This is a genomic window from Acinetobacter sp. LMB-5 (assembly GCF_001541635.1).
GTDB lineage: Bacteria > Pseudomonadota > Gammaproteobacteria > Pseudomonadales > Moraxellaceae > Acinetobacter > Acinetobacter pittii.
The window spans coordinates 313,475-334,766 of sequence record NZ_LRDR01000005.1 but is presented as its reverse complement, the minus strand read 5'-3'; the positions used below and the strand labels follow the sequence as shown (position 1 = coordinate 334,766).

21 protein-coding genes are annotated in these 21,292 nt (G+C 39.6%); 13 read left to right on the top strand and 8 right to left on the bottom strand.

Features of this window, described 5'->3' with window-relative positions; genetic code table 11:
• Positions 1-1,281, top strand: a complete 1,281-nt coding sequence (locus AW165_RS08585) for an aspartate kinase (RefSeq protein WP_002115333.1) — start codon at positions 1-3, stop codon at positions 1,279-1,281.
• Between the two features lie 246 nt (positions 1,282-1,527).
• Positions 1,528-1,782, top strand: coding sequence for a carbon storage regulator CsrA (gene csrA, locus AW165_RS08580; protein WP_000906487.1), 255 nt, complete (start codon positions 1,528-1,530; stop codon positions 1,780-1,782).
• A gap of 67 nt (positions 1,783-1,849) precedes the next feature.
• Here csrA and rnhB read toward each other — a convergent pair whose 3' ends face one another.
• Both rnhB and AW165_RS08570 read right to left on the bottom strand, forming a co-directional pair.
• Positions 1,850-2,416: a ribonuclease HII gene (gene rnhB, locus AW165_RS08575; RefSeq protein ID WP_060465516.1), complete on the bottom strand. Its 567-nt coding sequence runs from the start codon at positions 2,414-2,416 to the stop codon at positions 1,850-1,852.
• 70 nt (positions 2,417-2,486) lie between these two features.
• Complete coding sequence (locus AW165_RS08570; protein ID WP_005076998.1) at positions 2,487-2,876, bottom strand: hypothetical protein; 390 nt, start codon at positions 2,874-2,876, stop codon at positions 2,487-2,489.
• 239 nt (positions 2,877-3,115) lie between these two features.
• Between AW165_RS08570 and AW165_RS08565 the strand changes: the two genes are divergently transcribed.
• Positions 3,116-3,670 carry a cytochrome b gene (locus tag AW165_RS08565; protein WP_060465515.1) on the top strand — a complete coding sequence of 185 codons (555 nt, stop codon included), beginning with the start codon at positions 3,116-3,118 and terminating at the stop codon, positions 3,668-3,670.
• Positions 3,671-3,715: 45 nt separating this feature from the next.
• Here AW165_RS08565 and AW165_RS08560 read toward each other — a convergent pair whose 3' ends face one another.
• The 3 genes from AW165_RS08560 to AW165_RS08550 form a co-directional block, all read right to left on the bottom strand.
• Complete coding sequence (locus tag AW165_RS08560) at positions 3,716-4,714, bottom strand: adenosine deaminase (protein ID WP_032004035.1); 999 nt, start codon at positions 4,712-4,714, stop codon at positions 3,716-3,718.
• Positions 4,715-4,830: 116 nt separating this feature from the next.
• The gene (locus AW165_RS08555; protein WP_005070381.1) at positions 4,831-6,150 is read right to left on the bottom strand and encodes an NCS2 family permease; all 1,320 of its coding nucleotides are present in this window, start codon (positions 6,148-6,150) and stop codon (positions 4,831-4,833) included.
• A 322-nt stretch (positions 6,151-6,472) separates the two neighbouring features.
• Positions 6,473-6,700, bottom strand: coding sequence for a hypothetical protein (locus AW165_RS08550; RefSeq protein WP_002163179.1), 228 nt, complete (start codon positions 6,698-6,700; stop codon positions 6,473-6,475).
• A 604-nt stretch (positions 6,701-7,304) separates the two neighbouring features.
• Between AW165_RS08550 and AW165_RS08545 the strand changes: the two genes are divergently transcribed.
• Positions 7,305-8,027 (top strand): pirin family protein, encoded by a 723-nt coding sequence (locus tag AW165_RS08545; protein WP_060465514.1) that lies wholly within the window; start codon positions 7,305-7,307, stop codon positions 8,025-8,027.
• Between the two features lie 59 nt (positions 8,028-8,086).
• On the opposite strand, the gene AW165_RS08540 is transcribed toward AW165_RS08545, so the two are convergent.
• Entirely contained in the window at positions 8,087-8,707 is a 621-nt protein-coding gene (locus AW165_RS08540) for a TetR/AcrR family transcriptional regulator (RefSeq protein WP_002163161.1), read from the bottom strand.
• A 524-nt stretch (positions 8,708-9,231) separates the two neighbouring features.
• Here AW165_RS08540 and AW165_RS08535 point away from each other — a divergent pair.
• From AW165_RS08535 to AW165_RS08520, 4 genes are all read left to right on the top strand, one after another.
• Positions 9,232-10,191, top strand: coding sequence for a metal-dependent hydrolase (locus tag AW165_RS08535; protein WP_005070390.1), 960 nt, complete (start codon positions 9,232-9,234; stop codon positions 10,189-10,191).
• A gap of 65 nt (positions 10,192-10,256) precedes the next feature.
• Positions 10,257-11,090, top strand: a complete 834-nt coding sequence (locus AW165_RS08530) for an SDR family NAD(P)-dependent oxidoreductase (protein ID WP_017386375.1) — start codon at positions 10,257-10,259, stop codon at positions 11,088-11,090.
• Positions 11,091-11,112: 22 nt separating this feature from the next.
• Positions 11,113-12,636: a flavin-containing monooxygenase gene (locus AW165_RS08525; protein WP_017386376.1), complete on the top strand. Its 1,524-nt coding sequence runs from the start codon at positions 11,113-11,115 to the stop codon at positions 12,634-12,636.
• A gap of 113 nt (positions 12,637-12,749) precedes the next feature.
• Complete coding sequence (locus AW165_RS08520) at positions 12,750-13,628, top strand: class I SAM-dependent methyltransferase (protein WP_060465513.1); 879 nt, start codon at positions 12,750-12,752, stop codon at positions 13,626-13,628.
• Positions 13,629-13,684: 56 nt separating this feature from the next.
• On the opposite strand, the gene AW165_RS08515 is transcribed toward AW165_RS08520, so the two are convergent.
• A complete protein-coding gene (locus tag AW165_RS08515; RefSeq protein ID WP_060465512.1) occupies positions 13,685-14,605 on the bottom strand; it encodes a LysR family transcriptional regulator in 921 nt (306 codons plus the stop codon).
• 237 nt (positions 14,606-14,842) lie between these two features.
• Here AW165_RS08515 and AW165_RS08510 point away from each other — a divergent pair, with 237 nt between their 5' ends.
• The 3 genes from AW165_RS08510 to ttdB are packed head-to-tail and all read left to right on the top strand — an operon-like array spanning position 14,843 to position 17,695.
• Positions 14,843-16,141: an MFS transporter gene (locus tag AW165_RS08510; RefSeq protein ID WP_060465511.1), complete on the top strand. Its 1,299-nt coding sequence runs from the start codon at positions 14,843-14,845 to the stop codon at positions 16,139-16,141.
• Between the two features lie 49 nt (positions 16,142-16,190).
• Positions 16,191-17,090, top strand: a complete 900-nt coding sequence (gene ttdA / locus AW165_RS08505) for a L(+)-tartrate dehydratase subunit alpha (protein ID WP_002163154.1) — start codon at positions 16,191-16,193, stop codon at positions 17,088-17,090.
• A complete protein-coding gene (gene ttdB, locus AW165_RS08500) occupies positions 17,087-17,695 on the top strand; it encodes a L(+)-tartrate dehydratase subunit beta (protein ID WP_060465510.1) in 609 nt (202 codons plus the stop codon). Before ttdA ends, ttdB begins: the two co-directional genes overlap by 4 nt.
• 43 nt (positions 17,696-17,738) lie before the next feature.
• Here the strand turns inward: ttdB and AW165_RS08495 are convergent, their stop codons facing one another.
• Positions 17,739-18,752: an AraC family transcriptional regulator gene (locus AW165_RS08495; protein ID WP_081410577.1), complete on the bottom strand. Its 1,014-nt coding sequence runs from the start codon at positions 18,750-18,752 to the stop codon at positions 17,739-17,741.
• A gap of 135 nt (positions 18,753-18,887) precedes the next feature.
• Between AW165_RS08495 and AW165_RS08490 the strand changes: the two genes are divergently transcribed.
• Both AW165_RS08490 and AW165_RS08485 read left to right on the top strand, forming a co-directional pair.
• Positions 18,888-20,375 carry a flavin-containing monooxygenase gene (locus AW165_RS08490; RefSeq protein WP_060465509.1) on the top strand — a complete coding sequence of 496 codons (1,488 nt, stop codon included), beginning with the start codon at positions 18,888-18,890 and terminating at the stop codon, positions 20,373-20,375.
• A 44-nt stretch (positions 20,376-20,419) separates the two neighbouring features.
• A complete protein-coding gene (locus tag AW165_RS08485; protein WP_060465508.1) occupies positions 20,420-21,274 on the top strand; it encodes an SDR family NAD(P)-dependent oxidoreductase in 855 nt (284 codons plus the stop codon).
• Positions 21,275-21,292 lie beyond the last annotated feature (18 nt).

Genomic DNA, 21,292 nt, shown 5'->3' with positions numbered 1-21,292 from the left:
ATGGCATTAATCGTTCAAAAATATGGCGGTACTTCTATGGGTACCCCCGAGCGCATTTTAAATGTTGCTCGTCGTGTGAAGCGTTGGCATGATCACGGTCACAAGGTTGTTGTGGTCGTATCTGCAATGAGTGGTGAAACAAACCGCTTACTTGCTCTCGCTAAAGCCATTACCGAAACACCTGACCCACGTGAGTTAGACCAAATGGTTTCAACCGGTGAACAGGTGACGATTTCCATGTTAGCTATGGCACTTAATTCGATTGGTGTGGAAGCTAAATCCTATACCGGACGTCAAGTCGGTATTAAAACTGACAGTGCATTTACCAAGGCGCGTATCGAGTCTATTGATACAGATGTCATGACCAATGACCTAGATGCAGGCCGTGTTATTGTGGTTGCTGGTTTCCAAGGCTTTGATGCCAATGGAAATACTACAACACTAGGTCGAGGTGGTTCAGATACTTCTGGTGTTGCTCTTGCTGCTGCTTTAAAAGCTGACGAATGCCAGATTTACACTGATGTAGATGGTGTTTACACTACTGACCCTCGCGTTGCTCCTAAAGCCAAAAAAATCGATCGTATTTCTTTTGAAGAAATGCTAGAAATGGCATCATTAGGTTCTAAAGTTTTACAAATTCGCTCAGTAGAGTTTGCCGGGAAATATCAAGTTCCTTTACGTGTATTATCAAGCTTTGATAATGACGACGACGGCGTTTTTGACGACGAATTTAAAGAAAATGTTGGTACACTCATTACTACTGAGGCAGAAGATACTATGGAACAGCCAATTATTGCAGGTATTGCTTTTAACCGTGACGAAGCAAAATTAACGATTTTAGGTGTACCTGATGAACCAGGCATTGCTTCTAAAATCTTATCACCAGTAAGTGATGCCAATATCGAAGTCGATATGATAGTGCAAAATGTTGAAGAAGATGGCACAACAGATTTTACTTTCACTGTAAACCGTGTTGATTTAGCGAAAGCTGAAAAAATCTTAAACGAAACTGCTAAAAATATTGGCGCACGTGAAGTTTCAACACGTGATGACATCGTTAAAGTGTCTATCGTTGGTGTAGGTATGCGTTCACACGCAGGTGTAGCGAGCAAAATGTTCACTGCCCTTGCTGATGAAGGTATCAACATTCTTATGATTTCAACTTCTGAAATTAAAGTTTCTGTGATTATCGACGAGAAATACCTTGAACTTGCTGTTCGCTGCTTACATACCGCTTTTGGTTTGGATCGTGAACATGGTGAAAGCAGCGCCCGCGCTTAATTTTACCAACCGGTCAAGAATTCATTAAAAAATGTTTACTTGTCCGACAATAATCAAAGAAAACACAGAGCCGCTATAGTTTTTTTTATAGCGGCTCTGTTATATTAAACGGAAAGTTTTTTGGCAGAGATTATCAAAATATGACTTTGTTCTCATATTTCTGTTAGAATCTGACTGAAAACTGAGGTTGAGCTTTTTATTTGGGTACCAATATTGCAGTTTTAAGCGTTTAGCAAGGAGATAAACATGCTGATTCTGACCCGCCGTGTCGGGGAAACATTAATGATTGGGGATCAAGTCAGTGTTACTGTGCTTGGCGTCAAAGGAAACCAGGTTCGTATTGGTGTGAATGCACCAAAAGAGGTTTCTGTTCATCGCGAAGAAATTTATCAACGTATTCAACATGAACGTGCAATGCATGAACACCTTCAACATCTTGATCAAGATTATCAAGTTTCTTATGAAGATGATAATTATGCACAGAAAAACTTCAATCGTTAGTATGAAGTTGTTCTCTCCCTAATTAAAGCGACTTTATAGTCGCTTTAAATTTTTTAAGTGGTTGTATTTATAGACCTAAAGCACGTTTAACAGGTGCATAACTACGACGATGCTGATCAATCACGCCATGCACGGCAATCGCTTCAAAATGTGCTTTGGTTGGATATCCTTTATGTTTGGCAAAACCAAATAACGGATATTGATGATCTAATTCTGCCATCTGTCGATCTCGTGTCACTTTTGCCAAGATACTTGCTGCACTAATTTCAGCATGGCTTGCATCTCCACCAACAATGGCTTCGCAAGGAATAATAATTCCTTTCGGAATTTGATTACCATCGACAATCACTTTTTGAGGTTGAGTTTTCAAGCCATCAACAGCGCGTTGCATAGCCAAAAAAGTCGCCTGTAAAATATTTAGCTCATCAATTTCAGCATGAGTTGCTTCAGCAATTGACCAAGCTAAGGCTTTTTCTTGTATTTCAATAAACAACTTTTCACGTTTCTTTTCAGTTAATTTTTTAGAATCATTTAATCCTAAAATTGGATTATTCGGATCTAAAATAACGGCTGCTGCCACAACCGAACCTACTAAAGGTCCTCGTCCCGCCTCATCTACACCAGCAATAAACATCAACTCACTACCTTTAAACAAAAGAGGCTGATCAATAGTAATCAGCCTTCTTTAACACATAATTTATTAATTACTTTTGTAAAGCTTCTGCCACACAAGCATTTACAGTTTTAGAAACCACTTGGTTTACGATTGTAGCACGTGTATTTACATCAAGTGCAGCTGCAGCTAATTCTACTGCTGTCACACTGTTTGGAGCCTTTTCGCTCACACAACCACAAACATTGGTTTGGATGCTATCACGTTGCTCAGCAGTCATATATTTTGTTGCTGTTTTCCAAGCTGCGACATTATTAATCTCTGTAATACATTTCGCATTTACAGCAACCTTTAACGCAGCAACTCCCAATTGTTGAGTTGTGGTTTGTGCAGAAGCAGCACCTGTACCAGTGCCTGTAGTTGTTGCGCATGCTGTTAAAGCTAAAACAACTGGTGCTAGAGCGAGCATCAATTTTTTCATCATTTTTTCCTTTGATTGAACGTTGGCAGCGCGTATTGTGCCTAAACTCAACTTTAGAAGAAACAAATAATTTGATGCATTTATGCAAACTATTTTGCCGACCGAAATTCAGCTCATCAAATGCTTTTTTTGGGGTAAAACGTTCTGTTTTTAGCACGCTCTGTCACATTTAAAACATTTCTCAAAATCTGCGCTTTCCCCTAAAATCACAAATCAAAACGACAAAAAAAGGGTCTTTTATGCCTGCTGCTTCCTCTCAGTATTACACCCGTACCGCACAAATTCTGCATTGGGTGATGGCAATCATTTTCATAGTCGCATGGGCTATTGGTTTCTATAGTGGAAATTTTTTAAGTTATGATACTAGTACCATTAAAGGTGATGTCATTACGCTGCACAAAAATATTGCAACCACCATTATCTTTTTGGTGATTATCCGGATTTTATGGCGCTATACACATCCAGCTCCAAAATTACCTGACTCCATGTCACCGATGATGAAAACTCTGGCTCACATTGGTCATCTATTCCTTTATGTAATTTTAGTGGCTTTACCTATCACTGGATGTCTATTTAGTTGGAGTGCAGACCATCCGGCTCCAGTTTTATATTTATTTGATATTCCACGTTTAGTTCAAAAAAATGATGAGCTTTTAGCTATCGTTAAACCTTTACATATTTATATTTCTTGGTTTGCCGGTTTTCTCATTGTTGGGCATGTACTTGCAGCTTTGAAACATCACTTTATTGATAAAGACAATATTTTAAATAGTATGACCAAACAACCTAAATAAACCTGATATATAAAAAAACCGCCTATCACAGGCGGTTTTTTTTATTTAGATTTTTTGGATTTCTGCAATCCACTTTTGTTTCTCTTCATCTGAAATGAATGAAGCTTCAAAAGAGTTAATTGCGAGTTGCTTCAACTCATCATTGCTTAAGTCTAATGCTTGCTGAATGGCAAAGAAATTATCATTCATATATCCACCAAAATATGAAGGATCATCTGAGTTAACAGTCACGTGTACGCCTTTTTGTAAAAGACGGCGGATATTATGATCTTTCATATCCTTAACAACACATAGCTTTAAGTTACTTAAAGGACAAACCGTTAATGGCATTTTTTCATTAATTAAACGCGTCATTAATTGTTCATCCTCTTCAGAGCGCACACCATGATCAATACGATTCACTTTAAGTAGATCTAAAGCTTCCCATACATATTCAGGCGGGCCTTCTTCACCAGCGTGAGCAACGATTAAGAAACCTTCTTCACGCGCCTTAGCAAAAACACGTTCAAATTTAGCTGGCGGATGCCCTACTTCACTTGAATCAAGGCCGACTGCAATAATATCTTGCTTAAACGGCAGCGCTTGTTCAAGTGTTTCAAATGCAGCTTCTTCACTTAAATGACGTAAGAAACACATAATCAGTTGAGAGCTGATACCAAACTTAGCTTTAGCATCTGCACACGCACGTTTTAAACCATTAATTACAGTTGAGAATGCAACACCACGGTCTGTGTGGGTTTGCGGATCAAAGAACATTTCTGTGTGAACAACATGATCTTCGGCACATTTCTCAAAATAAGCCCATGCTAAATCATAAAAGTCTTGTTCATGTACAAGAACATTTGCACCGGCATAGTAAATATCTAAGAATGATTGAAGATTATGAAAGTTATAAGCTTGCTTTACTTCTTCAACAGATTTGTAAGGAATCTGAATCTGATTGCGCTGGGCAATTGCAAACATTAATTCAGGTTCGAAAGTCCCTTCAATATGTACATGCAATTCGGCTTTTGGTAAGGCGCGAATCAGCTCGACTTGATTCATATTAACTCCACGTCTAAAGAAAAAAGGGTGTGGTCAAAATCACACCCTTTTATAATTTTCTTCTTATTGAAAACTATGTCTAAGATAGCTCAAGAAGAAAATTATAAAAAATCATATTAACCGCCAAACGCGATAAATTTAAATACCCAAAGCGCAGCAATAATCCATACCATGTACGGTACAGTTTTTGCCTTACCCGTGAATAATTTAACTAATGCATAGCTAATAAAGCCCATTGCAATACCATCAGCAATTGAATAGGTGAATGGCATAAATACAATGGTTAAAAATGCTGGAACAGCTTCAGTAATATCATCCCAATCAATGTGAGTGATCCCTTGGATCATCAACACACCAATAAACAATAAAGCTGGCGCCGTTGCAAAACCCGGTACAGATTGAGCAAGAGGTGCTAAAAATAAACAGCAGATAAATAAGACTGCAACTACAACGGCAGTTAAACCAGTACGTCCGCCTGCTGCTACACCTGAAGCTGATTCGATATATGGTGTAGTTGAAGATGTACCTAATGCGGCACCTGCAACGATTGCAGTAGAGTCTGCGAATAATGCTTTCTTCAAACGAGGTAATTTACCGTCTTGTAAAAGACCTGCACGGTGTGAAACACCAACCAAAGTACCTGTACTGTCAAACAAGTCGACAATAAAGAATACGAAAATGACGCCCACCATACTTGCAGTAAATAGACCTTCAAAGTCCATTTGCATGAATGTTGGTGCAATTGAAGGAATTTGACCCACTACACCCTTAAATTCATTTAAACCTAAAGCAGTAGCGATGGCCGTAACAACTAAAATACTAATAATGATTGCGCCACGAACTTTTAATTGGTGTAAAACCACAATCATTAAAAATCCGAATAGCGCTAATAATACTGTAGGCTGTTTGATATCGCCCAAACCGACTAATGTCGCTTGGTTATCAACAATGATTCCAGCATTTTTTAGTGCAATCAGTGCTAGGAACAAACCAATACCACCGCCGATTGCAAACTTAAGTGACATTGGAATCGCATTAACAATCGCTTCACGAATTTTAAAGAAGCTAATTGCAAGAAAGACAAGGCCTGAAACAAAAACAGCGGCTAAAGCTGTTTGCCATGGCACGCCCATCCCCATACAAACCGAGTAGGTAAAGTAAGCGTTTAAACCCATACCAGGGGCCAGTGCGATTGGATAATTAGCAATGATCCCCATTACTAAACATCCGATTGCTGCTGCCAAACAGGTTGCAACGAATACGGCACCATGATCCATGCCGGTTTCAGATAAAATGAGTGGATTGACAATAATGATGTAACACATCGTTAAGAATGTAGTTACACCAGCAAGAACTTCAGTTCGGAAAGTGGTTTTATTGTCGCTTAGCTTAAATAAACGCTCTAACCAGCCTGCCGAAGAATTGGGCGCCGCCATAAGTAGCCTCTATACAAAATCTGAACTGTGGAATATTTATGTCTATGTAGGTCGCTGAACAATATTGTTTTTCTGTTCAGTCCTATAAACAAGAATCTCAAATTTAAGAAGCAACAAATATGCCACTCATTTGATTTCTAGCTTTATACATAGCAAACAACCACAGCCCCTCTTGAAACACAAAAAAGCTGCATAACCCCTATGCAGCTTTTTTACTATACGTTCAATAAGTTTAACAGATTCAACAGAAACATGATCAAAATTTATGAAAAGATATGACCAATGACACTGTAAAAAGTTAGAAATTTATAGCTCGTTATTGCTAGAAAATAATTTTTTTCTCGCCTATATATTGTTGCATGTGAAAAGAAGCTAAATTGCTGTGATGAGCATGATTCGGATTTCGTTCGATACTTTGCAGGTTTTTTTCAGCTTCTTGTATGATCTGCATTAGCTCTTGATGTCTTTTATTTTGAGTATCTAAATAAGCCCAATACCCTAATACAAAGACGATACCCACACACAACACTATTAATACTTTATTGATCATTATTATTATCTCTATGTTTTTAATGTTAATGATCTTAACAAAAAATTATAGCTTTGTGAATATTTTCACATTTATTTACAATAACACACTCTTATTCAAATTATTGAAAATAAAAGTTATTTTAAAAATATCATGAAAAAACCTAATAAATACTAAACTTTTCCATTGAAAAGTAACTTTATTTAATAAGAGCTTATTTTAGTTATTTTTAATATTATCTTTTTATCGGTTTTAACTCTTAAGTTATTTTAAAGATAGAGCATAGACAAATGTGTATATGGCTTGAAATTTCTTTTTATTTGCTAAGCTTTAAATTAGATAAAAAGGAGCTATTTTCGTTAATGTACTTTTCTTTAAAATTGTTTCTTTAGCGACTAATTTCTATGTTGTATGTTTAGCATGGAAAGTAAAAATTCATCTCAAAGAAATCTTCATCTTATTTAAAAATATTTTTCTCCTTTAACTCTATTGGTTGACTAGCAAAATTACGTCCAAGTTTCATCGTTCTATAAATCGCACCAAGCTTTCTATTTTCTTAGCTTCATTCCAATAAACGCTACGATAAACTGTATTCAGATAAAAAATTAAATCAGGAGAATACATCATGTTTGATATGCGTTTATCTCACGAGCGTGGTGCAGCACATCATGGTTGGTTACAATCAAAACATAGCTTTTCATTTGCTAACTATTGGGATCCTAAACAAGTTGGTTTTTCGGATCTGCTTGTAATTAACGATGATAACGTTGCTCCATCTAAAGGCTTTGGTACTCACCCTCACCGTAATATGGAAATTATTTCCTATGTACTTGAAGGTGCATTAGAGCATAAAGACTCGATGGGTACAGGCTCTGTGATTGTGCCGGGTGACATTCAGCTGATGAGTGCAGGTCGTGGTGTTGCTCATAGTGAATTTAACCACTCAGCTCAAGAAGGCGTTCATTTCTTGCAAATTTGGGTTGTTCCAAATGAAGTGAATACAGAGCCAGGCTATCAACAAGTTCATATTGATGAAGCAGACAAACGCGGTAAATTGCATTTGATCATCTCACCGAAAGGTGGTGAGAAAACTTTATCGATCAAACAAGACATTAATATTTACTCAGGTCTTTTTGATGGTGAAGAAACTGCTGAATTTGTGATTCCTGATGGCCGTTATGTGTACCTACATGTTGCTAAAGGTCGTGTTGATGTGAACGGTAAAACCTTTAACACTGGGGATGCAGCACGTATTCGTGAAGGTGGAAGTTTATCGTTTACCAATGGTGATAACGCCGAAATTTTGATTTTCGATATGCGTCCTGAAGAAGTTCCAACCATGCCATAATGCAACTAAGCCCTCGCATAAAATTTATGCGAGGGCTTTTTTATTAATGCTAACTCTGCTCAATGCTCTTCTGAACGTGCCATCTCTGTATTGATATAGCTCATAATCATAGTAGTTAGCCCCTGCACCATTTCATCAAAACTAATATAAGGGTTTGGCAAAATAAGATGCCGTGCAACATTAAAAATTCCACTATTGATACAAATGTAGGTAATTACAGGCAAATTATTGATTTTTAGGTATTTTGGATTATGCATCATATATTTCATGATGACTTCCATTAAAGCCTGTTCAATTTTGGGAATGTATTTGTCGTACTGCAATTCTCCTGCATAACGTAAAACAGTCAAATAACGGTCATTATTTTTCTTTAATAAATCACTAAAAGTATAAAAAATCATTTCGATGACAGGCTCTAACTCCAACTGTAAAATTGTCGGTGTAAGCTCTGTAATCATGTCCAGAATTTCCCGAACAAAAAAGTGATTCATTGCATCATAAATTTCTTCTTTATTTTTAAAATATTCGTATAAAGACCCGACACTCACTCCTGCAATTTCTGCAATATGACGTGTCGTGGTTCCACTCGGTCCATGAAGTGCCACGGCAATAAAACCTGCTTCAATAATCGTGTCGACAGTGACTTTAGCTCGAGTTTGACGTGGTTTACGCGTAGTCATACGATCTAATTAATAATCCGAACATAAAGTCAGATTAGCATGTAATCTGACTCGGTAGAAATAAAAAAACAAAATCCGAATAGTTGTCAAACTTAAGTGAAAAAATTGAGAAAAACAGATCTCAACTTATCAATCAATGGATGCTTTTATTTACTATTTTCAGAAATTAGGAATGAATTTAATTTATTATTTTTCAAAAAGATAAAATCAATTTATTTAGAAAAATTATTACAAGAAATGTCTATAAAATACTTTTATATATTTAAAAATTTACCCGAATTGAATCCGAACATAATGTCAGATTAATATGAAAAAATTAAAGAAGAGTCATTCAGCAGCTCTTGTCTGCCTCGGTTCTTCTTCCGTTATTCAGCCAAATAATCAAACAAATAACGGAGCAACAACACCGTAGTCAATGCAGAGAATCATCTGTTTTTGAAAATGGAATTTTACAGTGCTTTGTTGATCATTGAGTTTATTGATTTTCATCAAAATGCACCACTACTTTGCCTCAGGGTGTCGCCATGATCTCGACCGCAGTTAAAAAATCATTCAACAAACTTAAATTTCAGCGTGAAATTGAGCTACCAGATTTTGCTAGCAAAAGCTCAATTCCAATCAGACATTTAAATATTGGTTTTGATGGTAAAGAAATTGATGTCAGATTCTATATGGACAATCAATTTGCTACTTTGTTTTTTGCCACACTTTCGGTGTTTTTAACTTACGGCGAAGATCTGGTGATTGAAACCGCTCGCCATCACCGTGAATTTATCAAAGATCCAATATTAAAGCAGCGAGTAACGTCGTTGATTGGCCAAGAAGCAATTCATTCTAAATTGCACAATGAATATAACGATGCCCTTCAAGATGCTGAATATCCTGTTGCGCTATATCGTTTTCTTGGCTCAAACTTCTTTAAGTATGTTTTCTTAAAGTTTCCACAGCCACTCAAATTATCAATGATGGCGGGTATCGAGCATTTTACTGCGGTACTTGCTGAATACATGATGAAGCATGAAAAGAATTTCTATTATTCAGATGACGAAAAAAGCCGCGCACTTTGGATGTGGCATATGCTTGAAGAGTCTGAGCATAAAGATATTGCCTATGATGTCTATCAACTGTTAAATGGTAGTTATGCACTACGTGCGTCTGGTTTCTTCCTCGCGCTATTTACCATTTTAGGATTAATCCCTGCGACTACATTATTTGTCCCTGTTTTAAGAAAGCCACAAGAGATGCTGACTTTGAAATTCTGGAAGGACGCCCGTCGTGGTGTAGGCTTAATCTTTGGTCCAAAAGACGGAGTTTTCGGCAGTACGATTGGTCAAATTCTTGACTACTTACGCCCAGACTTTCATCCAAATGATCATGATACAACTGAATATCTTGAGTATTACAAAAAGAAATTGCTGACCGAAGGCGGCGCAATTGCTCCTTACTTTGTTAAAGAATTTACCCCTCCAGTACGCATGTCTTAATCCTCCTGCATTTCCAGCTATCAAAGAGGTAGCTGGTATCTCTTCAAGCTATTTATGGATGAATCATGATTTTATTTGGCAAAAAGAAAGTTAAACCAAGCCAAAAAGCTTATGCCGTAGTGACGGGTGCAGGCAGTGGGATTGGTCGAAGTTTTGCAATTGAACTTGCGAAACGTGGTGGCAGCGTAGTGTGTGCAGATATTAATCTCGAAGCTGCTGAAGAAACAGTAAAACTTCTTGAACAAGAAGGTGCAAAAGCTTTTGCTATGCGCTGTGATGTGGGTAATGCTGAACAGGTTAACCATCTCGCTGAAACTGCTGAAATCTTGCTTGGGCACCCTGTAACTCTTGTCATTAATAATGCTGGTGTAGGTTTAGGCGGTAAATTTGACGAACTCAGCCTAGAAGACTGGAACTGGGTCATGAATATTAACCTTTGGGGTGTTATTCACGGTTGTCATGCATTTGTTCCCAAGTTTAAAAAGTTAGGTTACGGCGCGATTATTAATGTGGCATCTGCGGCATCTTACACGGCTGCCCCAGAAATGACTGCTTATAACGTGACTAAAGCTGGCGTACGTGCGCTTTCAGAAACGCTTTCTGCCGAACTGCGTAAGTTTAACATTAAGGTGAACGTGCTCTGCCCGACGCTGGTACCCACCAATATCATTAAAAATGGTCGCATTCCGGGACGCTATTCAAAACTGGCAGACCATGCACTGATGAACTATGCGCTCACCACAAGTGATGATGTTGCAAGATTAACACTTAATCGCCTTGATCAGGATGAGATGTATACCATTCCTCAAATTGATGCGAAGTTATTCTGGCTAATGAAACGTGCATCCCCAAGCTTGTATACCAAGTTCCTTGGTACATCGTACAAATTATTTAAATAAGAAATTTATAGGTAGTACACATATGACTGCTCAAATGAAAACAAATGCATCAGCAAAAAAAGCTGTCAAATCACCAAGCCATATTTTCGATACTTTTATTGTGGGTGCGGGCATTTCAGGGATCGCTGCTGCCATTCGCCTAGATCAAGTTGGTTATACCAATTATAAAATTATTGAAAAAGCTAGCCGCGTGGGTGGAACATGGCGTGAGAACACCTATCCGGGTTGTGGTTGCGATGTACCTTCTGCTCTTTATTCTTACTCATTTGCACCAAGTGCAAAATGGAGCCATTTATTTGCGCGCCAACCAGAAATATTAAGTTATCTGGAAGATGTGAGTAACGAGTTTAATATTGCATCTAAAATTGAGTTTAACAACGAGTTGCTTAACGCAGCGTGGGATGATTCACGTCATGTGTGGGTGCTTGACACCACTACTGGACAATATTTGTCTAAAACCGTTATTTTTGCCACAGGTCCAATTACCGAGGCTCAAATTCCACGTCTTGAAGGCTTAGAAACATTTAAAGGCGAAATGTTCCATTCAGCGAAATGGAATCATGATTATGACCTCACAGGTAAACGCATTGCAGTGATTGGTACTGGTGCTTCTGCTATTCAGTTTGTGCCACAAATTCAACCAAAAGCGAAAGAACTGTTTGTGTTCCAACGTACAGCACCTTGGGTATTACCAAAACCAGATACAGACTTGGGCGAGTTTAGTAAATCAGTCATTGCCAAATATCCAGCTATTCAGGCGAGCTGGCGTAAAAGTGTAGCGTTAACACTGAATGCAATTAACTTTGGTTTACGTAATCCTCTTGCCCTAAAACCAGTAAATGTATTGGGTAAGCAATTACTTAAATTGCAAATTAATGACCCAGTGCTACGTAAAAACGTAACGCCGAACTTTGACATTGGTTGTAAACGTATTTTATTCGCTAACAACTACTACCCTGCACTACAAGCACCGAACACCACACTCATTCCACATGGTTTAGTGAAAGTTGAAGGCAATACGGTGGTTGCTGCCAATGGTGAACGCCACGAAGTTGATGTGATTATTTGGGGTACAGGCTTTGAAGTATCTCACCCACCAATCGGTAAACGTGTGTTTAATGAAAAAGGACAACGTTTAAATGATTTATGGAAAAACACTTCACCAGAGGCTTACTTAGGGACCAATATTGAAAATGTACCGAATGCATTTTTAGTTTTGGGTCCAAACGTACTGGTTTATGATTCTTTCATTGGTCTGGCAGAAGCACAACTCGACTATATCGTAGATGGCTTATTGAAAATTAAAAACAAAGGAATTAGCAAGTTAAATGTTAAATCTGATGTGATTAAAAAGCATAATGATTTAGTACAAAAGCACTTACAAACAACGGTATTTAATAGCGGCGGATGTAAGAGTTATTACCTTGATGCCAACGGTCGTAACTTTGCTGCATGGCCTTGGTCATTGAAAAAACTTAAACAACGTTTGAAAAAAGTAGATTTGAAAGATTATGAAGTGACGTATCAAACGACAAAAACTCACTAATTTGTATTTTCGATCAAATCCGTTGTAAGAAATAGGCAGTGTATTTTAGGTTTTCATGAAATACACTGCCTTCTTCGTTGAATATCTTCAAGAAATAAAAAAACAGGATAAAGATGAAAGAAGGACAATCAAGTCGTACTGCTGAAGCTGCTGCTGCCTTACGAGCCAATCATTTTCAAAATACACAGAACCCTGTATTTTCTGACCCTTATGCTTTTGAGCTGACCAGTAAAGGCTGGAAAAAACTTCTTTCTAGCCAACTTATTGTTAAAGTCATGAATTCTACGGTTTTAAACCGCACTTTAGGTTTACTTACTGGACAAGTGGTCGGTCGCTCTCGTTATGCCGAAGATTTACTTGCTCAGGCAGTTCAACAAAATACTCAACAATATGTATTAGTGGGTGCTGGCCTAGACTCTTTTGCACTACGTGAATCACACCATTACCCTACTTTGAAAATTTTTGAAGTTGATCATCCTGATACTCAAGCGGCCAAACAAGCCAAGCTAAAAAAGCTAGGAAATATTCCTACTACCGTTGAGTTTGTCGCGATTAACTTTGAAAAAGAGTCTATTTCGGAAGCTCTGACCAGAAGTCTCTATGATCAATCTGCTCCTGCATTTTATTCGTGGTTAGGCACAACGCACTATTTAAATCCGCAAACGACGTTACAAACTTTAAAAAGTATTGCTGAATTTGCTGCAAACGGTAGCGAAGTAGTACTCGACTATTCGACCGATTTTCAGGAATTAAACGGTATTGAGCGACTTGGAAGTATGGGGGTTGCGCAGTTTACTCATTTGCTGAAAGAGCCTTTATTGGGCCAATTTAAACCAAGAGATTTACATCAGGCCGTGGAGCAGATGGGATTTGAAGTGATCGAAGATCTTTCAGGTGAAGCCATTACTGAACGATATTTTAATGCACGGACCGATGAAATTCGCCACACCTCAGCAACACGGTTATTGCATTTGCGTTTAAATAGAAACTAATGTTAAAGCCAACTTAAACTTTAAGTTGGCTTTTTTAATTGAGGTTAATACCATCGTTACCAGCTTGAACGCGGCTTTGGCCCATCGACATGCTGATTTAAAAGTTGGCGTAAATGATCTAGAAAATGCGCGACTTTAGGTGACAGATTCAGTCTCTCTAAATACACCGCATAGACATCTGCTGGTGGTGTCTCATAATCTTCAAGCACTTGAACCAATCTGCCACTTCTTAAATATTTTGCTACGTCCCACTCTGCTCGCATCAAAATACCGTAGCCTTCTAAAGCCCAATTTAATGCGACTGCACCATCATTGGTACTCAGTTGCCCATGAACTTTAACAGTTTCAACTTGTTTGCCATGACTTAACCGCCAATTACCATAAGCTGAATCATTTTGCCGAATCACAATACACTGATGCTGTGTTAAATCATGGGGAGTAAGCGGTTGGCCTGCTGTTTTTAAATAGCTAGGTGAGGCACATAATAAACGGCGGTTGGCTACCAATTTTTTTGCAATTAGACGTGAATCAGGTATTTCGCCAAAGCGGATTGAGACATCAATGGCTTCATCTGGCAGATTAATCGGGCGGTCTGTTAAATGCAGTTGGACATCGACATCAGGATAGATTTTGGAAAATGTAGAAATCGCTGGCGCAATATAAGAACGACCAAAGCCTAAAGGTGCATTCACACGCAGTACCCCTTTGGGTGCTGCCCGACTACTTGAAACCAAACGCTCCATTTCATCAATCTCTTTTAAAATACGAACCGCATTTTCAAAGTAGACCTCACCTTCACTGGTTAAACTAATTCGCCGTGTTGTTCTATTTAAAAGTCTTACGCCTAAACGCTCTTCAAGTTGAGTTAAACGTCTAGAAACCGCAGGTGGAGTCAAGTTTAACTCTCGTGCCGTCGCGACAAGACTTCCTTGTTTAACCAATAAACAAAAGAAAGCTAATTCCGTATCTGCATTCATGATTATTAAGTTTTTTGCAATAGTGATTTAACTTTATATCGATTCATCAGTTTTTTAAAGGGTTTAACATCCATTTCAATGTTTCCCGACATAAGCCATCTCTTGTTTAAGAGCATAACAATGTCCGCAGAAGGAATGCTGTGGATGAACGGGAAAAGCCATCTAGCCGAATCAATAGCGGTAAAGAAAGCGAAAACTACCAATCAGGATTGGTAGTCATGAATATGGAGTCATGACATGGAAATGGATATTGAAAAGCGAACGTTGCGTCGAATTACTTGGAGAATCGTACCGTTTATTATGTTGTTATACCTTATAGCCTATATCGACCGCGTCAATATTGGTTTTGCCGCACTCACCATGAAAGAAGATCTAGGCTTTACCGCCTCAGTTCTCGGGTTTGGTGCCGGAATTTTCTTTTTGGGTTATTTCTTATTTGAAGTTCCATCCAACATTATTTTGCATAAAGTCGGTGCCCGTATCTGGATTGCTCGAGTCATGGTGACTTGGGGTCTGATTGCAGCAGGAATGGCATTTGTAGAAAGTTCAACCAGCTTTTACGTTATGCGATTTTTACTCGGTGTTGCCGAAGCAGGTTTCTTTCCGGGCATTATTTTGTACTTAACTTACTGGTTTCCTGCACGCCATCGTGCTGGGGTGATTGCTTTATTTATGGCAGCCGCTCCCATTGCTACCGCGGTGGGTTCACCAATCTCTGCCGCATTACTTGAAATGCATGGAATTTGGGGGCTTGCTGGTTGGCAGTGGATGTTCATTATTGAAGCAATACCAGCAATCATTTTAGGCGTTGTTGTTTTTAAATATATGACGGATCGCCCTGAACAAGCTACTTGGTTAAGACAGGATGAACGCGAATGGCTTGTAAAAACCATGAAGGAAGAGGATGTAGGAAAAAATGCACCTGAGCATCACAGCATTCTTCGCGGTCTTGCCAACCCACGGGTACTTGCCCTTGCATTGATTTATTTCGGAACATCGGCTGGGCTTTATACCCTCGGCATCTGGGCGCCACAAATTATTAAACAGCTTGGCGTGACGTCTATGACTGTGGGGCTTTTAAATGCTATTCCTCCAATCGTTTCTGTCATTGCCATGGTTTTATGGTCTCGACACTCTGACCGCACCAATGAACGTACATGGCATGTTGCTCTCGCATGTTTAACCGCAGCAGTTGGTCTCGCAATTGCAGCAGGCACACATAACGTCATTGGATTAATTGCAGCACTTACCATTGTGAATGTCGGTATTAGTTGTGCCAAGCCACCGCTATGGAGCATGCCAACCATGTTCTTGTCAGGATCAGCCGCAGCAGCAGGCATCGCCACGATTAACTCAATCGGAAATTTAGGCGGGTTTGCAGGACCTGCCATGATCGGCTGGATTAAAGATCAAACTGGAGATTTCACAGGCGGACTCTATTTTGTTGCAGGCCTACTCATCATCTCGACCTTACTGACACTAGTGCTGAGCTTCTCCCAAAAAGTGAAAGTAAACGCTGCCAAAGCAACCCAATAACCCTATTTACACCAATTAGATCTGAACAAGTTTCTTCAAGGAGCACAACATGGACAAAGATATTGCAGTCCAGTCCCTTACGGACACCATGGCTAAATTTACGGCTTATATTGGAAAACGCCTACCTAAAGATGTGAAAAGCAAGTTAATTGAACTGCGTACTTTAGAAACCAATCCATTGGCTAAATCAGTTTATGACTCGATGGAAGAAAATCAGCAAGCTGCCGATAAACTCAACCGCCCAAGCTGCCAAGACACGGGTGTCATTCAATATTTTGTTGAAGCAGGTGCCAACTTCCCTTTGCTTGGTGAACTGCAAGATATTTTGAGCGAAGCAACTGCTGAGGCAACTCGCATAGGTCCTTTACGTCACAACGCTGTGGAAACCTTCGATGAAAAAAATACGGGCACAAATACAGGTACTCAAATTCCATGGTTAGATTGGCGTATTGTACCTGAACTCGACACTTGTACCATTGATGTCTATATGGCTGGTGGCGGTTGTACCTTACCAGGTGCGGCAAAAGTTTTAATGCCAGGTCAAGGCTACGAAGGCGTTGCTGAATTTGTGATGGATGTTATTACCGAACGCGGTGTTAATGCCTGCCCACCTTTACTGGTTGGTGTTGGCGTATCGACTTCAGTTGAAACAGCGGCTCGCCTTTCTAAGCTCGCGATTATGCGTCCGGTTGACTCAACAAGTGATAACCCACGCGCTGCCTTGATGGAGCAACTGTTAGAACAAGGTCTTAATGAAATTGGTATTGGTCCTCAGGGACTAACAGGCAATAACAGTGTGATGGGAGTCAATATTGAATCTTCTGCGCGCCACCCATCAACCATTGGGGTTGCCGTAAATACAGGTTGCTGGGCACATCGCCGTGGCAAAATTAAGATTAACCCAGATATGTCGTATGAAATCTTGTCTCATGAAGGAGTTGTACTATGAAAAAAATTCTGACAACGCCAATCAAAGATGAAGATCTTTTAGACCTTAAAGTCGGTGATGTGGTTTATTTGACTGGCCGTTTAGTGACTTGTCGCGATGTTGCCCATCGCAGACTGATCAAACAAGGTCGAGAACTACCAGTTAACCTTGAAGGCGGAGCGATTTTTCACGCTGGCCCTATTGTGCGTAAGAAAGGTGAAAACGACTTCGAAATGGTTTCGATTGGTCCAACAACCAGTATGAGAATGGAAAAATTCGAACGGGAATTTATCAAGCAAACTGGCGTAAAGCTTATTGTGGGTAAAGGTGGCATGGGACCAGAAACAGCTGCTGGATGTCAGGAAAATATTGCCGTTCATGCCATTTTCCCAGGTGGGTGCGCAGTTCTCGCAGCAACCTTAGTTGAAGAGATTGAAGGCGCTGAATGGCAAGACCTAGGTATGCCAGAAACCCTTTGGATTAACCGTGTGAGAGAATTTGGTCCTCTCATTATTTCTATCGACACCAAAGGCAACAACCTGATTCAACAAAACAAAGTTGAATTTCAAGCCAAGAAAGCACCGATTTTAGAAAAAATCAGTAAGCAACTAAGCTTTATTAAATAAACTGCTCTTTAATGAAGGGAAAGCAAAAGCACCCTTCATTTTTTTATTTTTGTACTAAACGCATGGCATGAGGTGTTTTCCCATGCCATCTTTTATAAGCATGAATAAAGCTGGCAGGTTCTGCATAACCTAACCACTCGGCTATTTGCTCAACCGAAGCTTTTGGTAATGCCAAATATTGCTCAGCTAGAACTTGCCTGACTTCTTCACGTATCTGAATAAAAGTCATCCCCTCTAATGCCAAATGACGGCGTAAGGTTCGTGCATTTAAATGCAGTCGGTCAGCCACGATTTCCATAGAAGGCATTTCCCCTCGCACGTTCATCAATTGCTGTTGCACTAAAGTTGTAAATTTATTTTGTGATTGGCGTTTCTCTAATATTTGTCGGCACTGTTCTTCAGCTGTATGTAAAACCAATTCATTTGCCATAAGCAACTTTTGGTCTACTTTTTGCGGATCAAGAATTACAAAGCTTTTCGCAGCACCAAATTCAGGCATCACGCCAAATAAGTCCTGATAAGGCTCGGCATCGCCTTTGAGTTGGAAAGAAAAAGCCAAATATTGGCAAAAATTATCTTGGACTAGATCGCGTTGTACCGTAATTAAAGCGGCTGCATCACGTTCAATAATAAATTGACGAACTGATAAAGGAATATCTTGCTCATCAATTTCGATGCGAACTCCCTGTGATGTATCAGATACATCAAAGCGGGTAAAAGCAAAGGTTAAAGTAAAATAGGTTAAAGCCAAATCTAGTGCTTCACGAATGCTAGCACTACTCATCAGAGCCATACCTAATGGCCCAAATGTGGTGAAATGATAGCGCATGCCCACTTCTAAGCCTAATGTGGGCTTGTTTCCTAGTTGCTCAACCAAGTTATGAATGAGCTGTAATTCCTGATGGCCGGTCACCACCATATTAGGGTCGAGTAATTGTTGTTGGCTAAGCCCTGTCCCTTGCAAAATTGTCTGATAAGAGATGCCTGATTCCATCGCAAAATCAGCCATTAACCGAACACTGTGTACACTGCGTTCAAAAGCCCATGCATACTTCACTGTATTGCTCAGAATGTCCTCGAATCACAATATTTTGTCCTCATCCATCCTCTAAATCAAGCAAATAAACGTCTATTCTGCATACAGGAAATTGCGATTTTTTCGCTCACTGTTTTTAAGGATTTAGAGCAGCCCATGTTTAATTCGTCGTCTAATTCAAATAAAAATGTACGCATCGCCATTATTGGCACTGGTTTTGGTGGTCTAGGACTTGCCATTCGTCTCAAACAAGCAGGTTTTGAACAATTTACCCTCTTTGAAAAAGCTGCTGATGTTGGCGGTGTCTGGCGTGACAACACTTATCCGGGCGCTGCCTGTGATGTGCCTTCTCATCTGTATTCCTTTTCTTTTGAGCAAGAGCTAGGCTGGAAAAATCGCTACGGAACATCTCAAGAGATTTATCAATATTTACGCCACTGTGCGAATAAATATGATATTCGTCCACATATTCAATTTAATACTGAAATAGCCAGTGCCGAATTTGATGCCCTACAAGGTGTATGGCACATTCAAAGCACGACTGGCGAACAGTTTGAAGCTGAATTTTTAGTGGGCGCGGTAGGCCAACTTAACCGTCCTGCTTATCCAAAACTTAAAGGCATTGAAAACTTCAAAGGTAAGGCATTTCACTCAGCACGTTGGGATCACGACTATGATTTAACTGGCAAACGTGTTGCAGTTATTGGCACAGGTGCAAGTGCAATTCAGTTCGTACCTGAAATTGCTAAACAGGTTGCTCACCTAGACGTTTATCAACGCTCAGCGCCGTATGTTATTCCCAAACCGGATCGGATTTATCAACCTTTAGAGAAAAAAGCTTTCCGCAAACTACCGATTTTGCAAAGTCTAGACCGCGCCTTGCAATATGGACACCATGAAATTCGCCTACTTGCTTTTACAACTTCACTCAATGAAATGCCGTTGGTGGAATATTTATTCCAGCGCCACATCCGTAAAGTCATTAAAGATGGGAAGTTACGCCACCGCTTAATGCCGGATTATCCAATTGGTTGTAAACGTATTTTAATCTCTAACCACTGGTATGAAACGCTGACCCAACCTCATGTTGATGTGATTAATACGGGCATTCAAGAAATTACTAAAAATGGGATTTTAGATACGGAAGGAAATCTGCGTGAAATCGATACCATTATTTATGGTACAGGCTTTGCCGCAACAGAATTTATGGCACCCATGCAGATTACAGGTCTTGATGGTCGCACCTTAAAAGACACATGGAAAGATGGTGCAGAAGCTTATCTCGGTTTAACTGTTAGCGGCTTTCCAAATTTCTTTATGCTCTATGGTCCAAATACCAATCTTGGGCACAACTCAATTGTGTATATGATTGAAAGCCAAGTGAACTATATTTTAGATGCCATCCAGACCACCCTACAAAACAAACTTTTGTTCACCAATGTTCGTGCAGAAGTTCAACATGAGTTTAATCAAAGCATTCAAGAAAAAATGAAAAAAACTGTCTGGGCACAAGGTTGTACCAGTTGGTATCAAACTGCTGATGGCAAAAATACCAATAACTGGCCAGGTTTTACCCTTGAATATCGTCAACGTACTCGTCGCTTCGATGTTGAAAACTACACTCAGGTTTCAGCTATTTCTTAAACAAGCTTCACCATAGGAAATGAGAAAAATAAACGGAGAGTTTTATGAAGTCTTTTAAAAATAAAGTCGCAGCTGTGACAGGTGCTGGCTCTGGTATTGGACAAGCAATTGCTATTGCATTGGCAAAACAAGGTTGCCATCTGGCACTTTCCGATATTAGTGAAGCGGGATTAGCTAAAACAGTCGAGCTGTTAACGCCTTATTCAGTCAAAGTAACCACACAAAAAGTCGATGTGGCTAAACGTGATGAAGTTGCAACTTGGGCAAAGACAGTAGTAGATGAACATGGCCAAGTTAACCTGATTTTTAATAACGCTGGTGTCGCAATTGGTAGTACGGCTGAAGGTGTGAGCTACGAAGACCTTGAATGGCTCATTGGTATTAATTTTTGGGGCGTAGTTTATGGCACCAAAGAGTTTTTACCTTACTTAAAGCAAAGTGGTGACGGGCATATTATTAATATTTCCAGTATGTTTGGCTTAACAGCTCAACCAACTCAAAGTGCTTATAACGCTAGTAAATTTGCCGTTCGTGGCTTCACTGAATCATTGCGCCAAGAACTCGATCTACAAAATGCTGGAGTGAGTGCGACCTGTGTGCATCCGGGTGGTATTCGTACCAATATTGCCAAAGCTGCCCGCATGAATAATAGCGTCCAGTCTTTAGGAATGGACCCGCTAAAAAGTCAGGATGCTTTCGATAAATTACTTCGCACCCCTGCTGATGATGCAGCTCAACAAATTTTAGAAGCTGTTCGTAAAGATCGTCGCCGCTTACTAATCGGAGCCGATGCGAAAGCCGTTGATGTGATTCAACGTATTCTGCCACAAGGCTACCAAAAGATTTTTGCAACTGCCACTGCCTTGCAAACCCGTCTACTCAACAAATCAGCAAAATAAAAACAGTGGTCAGCATAC

Bases quoted from the DNA above. Each gene is read 5' to 3' on its own strand.
- AW165_RS08585 (WP_002115333.1), top strand. From the start codon at position 1: ATGGCATTAATCGTTCAAAAATATGGCGGTACTTCTATGGGTACCCCC.
- csrA (WP_000906487.1), top strand. From the start codon at position 1,528: ATGCTGATTCTGACCCGCCGTGTCGGGGAAACATTAATGATTGGGGAT.
- rnhB (WP_060465516.1), bottom strand. From the start codon at position 2,416: ATGTTTATTGCTGGTGTAGATGAGGCGGGACGAGGACCTTTAGTAGGT.
- AW165_RS08570 (WP_005076998.1), bottom strand. From the start codon at position 2,876: ATGAAAAAATTGATGCTCGCTCTAGCACCAGTTGTTTTAGCTTTAACA.
- AW165_RS08565 (WP_060465515.1), top strand. From the start codon at position 3,116: ATGCCTGCTGCTTCCTCTCAGTATTACACCCGTACCGCACAAATTCTG.
- AW165_RS08560 (WP_032004035.1), bottom strand. From the start codon at position 4,714: ATGAATCAAGTCGAGCTGATTCGCGCCTTACCAAAAGCCGAATTGCAT.
- AW165_RS08555 (WP_005070381.1), bottom strand. From the start codon at position 6,150: ATGGCGGCGCCCAATTCTTCGGCAGGCTGGTTAGAGCGTTTATTTAAG.
- AW165_RS08550 (WP_002163179.1), bottom strand. From the start codon at position 6,700: ATGATCAATAAAGTATTAATAGTGTTGTGTGTGGGTATCGTCTTTGTA.
- AW165_RS08545 (WP_060465514.1), top strand. From the start codon at position 7,305: ATGTTTGATATGCGTTTATCTCACGAGCGTGGTGCAGCACATCATGGT.
- AW165_RS08540 (WP_002163161.1), bottom strand. From the start codon at position 8,707: ATGACTACGCGTAAACCACGTCAAACTCGAGCTAAAGTCACTGTCGAC.
- AW165_RS08535 (WP_005070390.1), top strand. From the start codon at position 9,232: ATGATCTCGACCGCAGTTAAAAAATCATTCAACAAACTTAAATTTCAG.
- AW165_RS08530 (WP_017386375.1), top strand. From the start codon at position 10,257: ATGATTTTATTTGGCAAAAAGAAAGTTAAACCAAGCCAAAAAGCTTAT.
- AW165_RS08525 (WP_017386376.1), top strand. From the start codon at position 11,113: ATGACTGCTCAAATGAAAACAAATGCATCAGCAAAAAAAGCTGTCAAA.
- AW165_RS08520 (WP_060465513.1), top strand. From the start codon at position 12,750: ATGAAAGAAGGACAATCAAGTCGTACTGCTGAAGCTGCTGCTGCCTTA.
- AW165_RS08515 (WP_060465512.1), bottom strand. From the start codon at position 14,605: ATGAATGCAGATACGGAATTAGCTTTCTTTTGTTTATTGGTTAAACAA.
- AW165_RS08510 (WP_060465511.1), top strand. From the start codon at position 14,843: ATGGAAATGGATATTGAAAAGCGAACGTTGCGTCGAATTACTTGGAGA.
- ttdA (WP_002163154.1), top strand. From the start codon at position 16,191: ATGGACAAAGATATTGCAGTCCAGTCCCTTACGGACACCATGGCTAAA.
- ttdB (WP_060465510.1), top strand. From the start codon at position 17,087: ATGAAAAAAATTCTGACAACGCCAATCAAAGATGAAGATCTTTTAGAC.
- AW165_RS08490 (WP_060465509.1), top strand. From the start codon at position 18,888: ATGTTTAATTCGTCGTCTAATTCAAATAAAAATGTACGCATCGCCATT.
- AW165_RS08485 (WP_060465508.1), top strand. From the start codon at position 20,420: ATGAAGTCTTTTAAAAATAAAGTCGCAGCTGTGACAGGTGCTGGCTCT.